Here is a 4,128-nt window from a genome sequence, read left to right as displayed (position 1 = left end):
TGTATTCGGGCAGAATCAACCCGAACCATGAGAGCCTTACCCGAGTTCACGCTTCATGGAGATTCTGCCCACCGAGGAAAATGCAGGTAAACCTGCAGTACTCAGTATGCCATTCATGCTATATCAACCAGATGACTGGGATGCTTTGGTTTCTGAAATCACTGGTAATGATAATATTTTTTATCGCTGCGTTTGATTCATCTCTTTTTCACTACAAATCATCAAAATGCGGCACCAGGATTAGGGCTGGTATAAAAAATGCGTTAATAAATGTAAATTTGTTAATTTCAGCATAAGTTTACAAAAAAGTTGGGAGTTTTTTATTCTTTTAAATCTCTTAACTTTAGTGAATGTTTAGTTTATTGGCAATAATTTTACTGGTGTTTCACCAAATTTCATCAAAAATGTTCAATCAAATCAAATCATTTAAATATTAATGTTGGAAAACTGTGGGTACTGTATCGTGACGGGGAACGTTTCTGATTGTGCATGGTACGATCTGAACGTTGCATAGTCAAACCCGATTGACTCCCCTGTCCACCTGCAGAGCATTCATCTCAACCCGAGGAAGAAAATGAGCGTTATTTCAGTCAACCTGATATCAGGTCGCACCATCCAGCAGGGTGTATCCATGGAAGGTGGCAAGGATAAGGATAATTATCGCCTTGCCTGCGGCATTATTGAGATTGATGAGACAGATTTCAAGCGACTTGGCATTATGAAAAACAGTAATGTTAAAGTGACCAGTTCGTTTGGCGATGTCGTAGTCAAAGCAGTATCTGCAACCCAAGGACCCCATCCTGGTGTTGCATTTATCCCGATGGGCCCCTGGGCTAATAAAGTCACCAGCACGGAGACCTACTCGACGGGAATGCCGACATTCAAAGGTGTGCCGATTAGCATTGAGCCTGCACCTGAAGAGAAGGTAATGAGTTCAGTCGACCTTGTCCGTGCCTACTGTTTTGGTGATAACTGATGTCAAAAACCGTTACTGATGTAACTTGTCCCTTCTGCGGAACGCTCTGCGACGACCTTATCGTCACCACCGACGATGCCGGAAAGAAAATTCTCGGTATTGATAATGCCTGTGCCATCGGTGCAGAAAAGTTCCTCCATTCATCTGATCTCTCACACCGGGTTACCCGACCCCGGAAGATGCAGGATGACGGAACCTTCAAAGAGATCACATACGAGGAAGCCATCGAGCACACCGCTCAGATTCTGTCAAAGGCCCGGAAACCTCTGATGTATGGCTGGTCTTCTACCTCGTGTGAAGCCCAGAGTGTTGGTGCCGAGATCGCTGAAAAGTGTGGTGCCATCGTCGATAATACCGCAGCAGTCTGTCATGGAACCACTCTGATAGCCGTTCAGAATGTCGGTATCCCCAGTTGCACACTCGGAGAAGTTAAGAACCGTGCAGATCGGATCATCTTCTGGGGATGTAACCCGGCACACGCTCATCCCCGGCACATGTCCCGGTACTCAATCTTCCCCCGTGGATACTTCACCGGAAAAGGTGCCAAACAGCGGAAGATCATTGTGGTAGATCCCCGGCCAACCGATACCTCGAACCTCGCAGATGTTCACCTTCAGGTCGAGCAGGGATATGATTACGAACTCCTTCAGGCTTTACGGGCGGCGGTCCGTGGAGAAGAACTTGCAGGAGATATCATCGCCGGTGTTCCGAGAGAGACGGTCTATGAAGCAGCTGACCTACTCAAGTCCGGACGGTTCGGAGTAATCTTCTTCGGCATGGGAGTGACCCAGTCTCTTGGAAAAGACCACAATATCGACGCAGCAATCTGCCTGACCAAGGATCTGAACGAATACACCAAGTTCTCCATCATCGCGATGAGAGGACACTATAATGTCACCGGTTCAGGCCAGGTTCTTGGCTGGCAGTATGGGTTCCCGTTTTCAGTCGATCTCTCCCGTGGCTTTGCACGATATAATCCTGGAGAGACCGGCTCAATCGAGTTACTCAAACGAAAGGAGGTAGATGCGGTACTCGTGCTCGGCAGTGATCCTGGTGCACACTTCCCTATGCAGTGCGTCAAGGAGATCTCCCGGCTTCCGTCCGTAGCAATCGATCCCCACATCACCCCGACCACTGAGATCTGTGACGTTCATGTCCCGGTCGCTTTTGTCGCGGTTGAAGTCGGTGGCAACTGCTATCGTATGGATAACGTCCCAATCGAAGCACGCAAAGTCGTTGATCCACCAGAGGGAATGATGACTGATCAGCAGTTCCTCTCCGCAGTTCTGGAACGGGTGAAGGAGCTCAAAGCAAACTGAGGAGAAGATCATGAGCGAATATATCATCAAAAACGGAACCGTCTACGACCCGAAGACCGGCGTCAAAGGCGAAGTTAAGGATGTCTGTATCAAGGACGGCAAGATCGTTGACAAGGTATCCTCAAAGGCCAAAAGCATCGATGCCAAGGGAAAAACCGTCATGGCTGGTGCAGTTGAGATTCATGCACACGTGGCAGGCCCGAAGGTAAACGAAGGGCGGAACTTCAGACCTGAAGACAAACTATTCACCTATACTCCAACCGGGAAAAACACTCGGATGGCTGGTGGATTCTCAATCCCTACTACGTTCAAGACTGGGTACGAGTATTCCAAGATGGGATACACCACCGTCATGGAGGCAGCAATGCCCCCTCTTTATGCCCGTCACGTTCATGAGGAGATCAAGGACACCCCGATCATCGATGAAGCTGCATTCCCGGTCTTCGGAAATAACTGGTTTGTCTTTGAGTACCTGAAGAACAACGAGATGGACAATGTCATGGCATACATCTCCTGGCTTCTGAAGACCACCAAGGGATACGCAATCAAGATTGTGAACCCCGGTGGTTCTGAAGCCTGGGGATGGGGTGAGAACTGTAATACCATTCATGACCCGGTTCCATACTTCGATATCACTCCTGCAGAGATCATGAAAGGGCTCCTCACTGCAAATGAAAAGATGGGACTCCCACACTCGATCCATGTCCATACCAACAACCTGGGAAACCCAGGCAACTACGAGACCACCCTTGATACCTTCAAACTTGCTGAGGATGTCAAACCAACCAACAAGTTCGGTCGTGATCAGGTCTTCCACCACACGCATGTGCAGTTCCACTCGTACGGTGGAGACAGCTGGGGTAATTTCGAGTCCAAAGCCAAGGAGATCATGGACTATGTCAACGCCAACAAGAACATCACCATCGACCTTGGCTGTGTGACCTTCGATGAAACTACCACGATGACTGCAGACGGTCCGTTCGAGCACCATTTGACCATGCTCAACCACCTGAAGTGGGCAAACGTGGACGTCGAACTTGAGACCAGTTCAGGTATCGTCCCCTATCTGTACGACCCGAACATCAAGGTCTGTGATATCCAGTGGGCTATCGGTCTTGAACTGGCACTCTATGCCAAGGATCCGATGCGGACCTATATCACCACTGATCATCCGAATGCAGGTCCATTCACCCGTTACCCGCGTATCTTCAAGTGGCTCATGTCTGATAAATCACGACAGGAGATGCTCAAGGGCTTTAAGTATTCTGACAAGGTCATCGCAGCAACCAATCTTGCTTCGCTTGATCGTGAGATCACGTTCTACGAACTTGCCCAGATGACCCGTGCAGGCCCTGCAAAGGCACTCGGTCTCGGAAATATGTTCGGTGGGCTTGACAAGGGTATGGAAGCTGACGTGGCTGTCTTTGATATCGACGAGGCAAAGATCAAGGATGCCGAGCAGATCGAGAAAGCATTCAGCTCTGCTGACTACGTCTTCAAATCCGGAACCCTGGTCGTTGACCATGGCGAAATCGTATCAAACGGTAACAAGCGTACGCTCTGGGTGGATGCAAAGGTCCCGTCAAATGCGCAGTTAGAGCGTGACGTGAAGATGAAATTCCTGAAGTATTACAGTATTAACCTGAACAATTACGCAGTATCTGACCACTACGTACCGAACCCGTACGTGATCGAGGTTGACACCAATTAAGGGGGAAGAAAAAATGGATACCATAAAACTCACCCTTACCAAAGTTCCAGAACTCTTCCTTGAGGTAGAACACATCTCTCCTGATGTATTTGCAGGGAAGAGCAATCAGGAAATAGGCGAAT

The 4,128-nt window shown here is 48.8% G+C and carries 3 protein-coding genes; all 3 read left to right on the top strand.

Features of this window, described 5'->3' with window-relative positions; translation table 11 throughout:
- Nucleotides 1–574: 574 nt before the first annotated feature.
- The 3 genes from LUQ50_RS12930 to LUQ50_RS12920 are packed head-to-tail and all read left to right on the top strand — an operon-like array spanning nt 575 to nt 4,006.
- Nucleotides 575–976, top strand: a complete 402-nt coding sequence (locus LUQ50_RS12930) for a molybdopterin dinucleotide binding domain-containing protein (RefSeq protein ID WP_300040304.1) — start codon at nt 575–577, stop codon at nt 974–976.
- Nucleotides 976–2,295 carry a formylmethanofuran dehydrogenase subunit B gene (locus LUQ50_RS12925; RefSeq protein ID WP_300040302.1) on the top strand — a complete coding sequence of 440 codons (1,320 nt, stop codon included), beginning with the start codon at nt 976–978 and terminating at the stop codon, nt 2,293–2,295. Before LUQ50_RS12930 ends, LUQ50_RS12925 begins: the two co-directional genes overlap by 1 nt.
- A 10-nt stretch (nt 2,296–2,305) precedes the next feature.
- A complete protein-coding gene (locus tag LUQ50_RS12920) occupies nt 2,306–4,006 on the top strand; it encodes a formylmethanofuran dehydrogenase subunit A (RefSeq protein WP_300040300.1) in 1,701 nt (566 codons plus the stop codon).
- The last annotated feature ends 122 nt before the right edge of the window (nt 4,007–4,128 follow it).

It is taken from the genome of Methanospirillum sp. (genome assembly GCF_028679455.1).
Taxonomy (GTDB): domain Archaea; phylum Halobacteriota; class Methanomicrobia; order Methanomicrobiales; family Methanospirillaceae; genus Methanospirillum.
The sequence above is the reverse complement of the archived record's forward strand: the minus strand, read 5'-3'. Positions and strand labels throughout refer to the sequence as shown.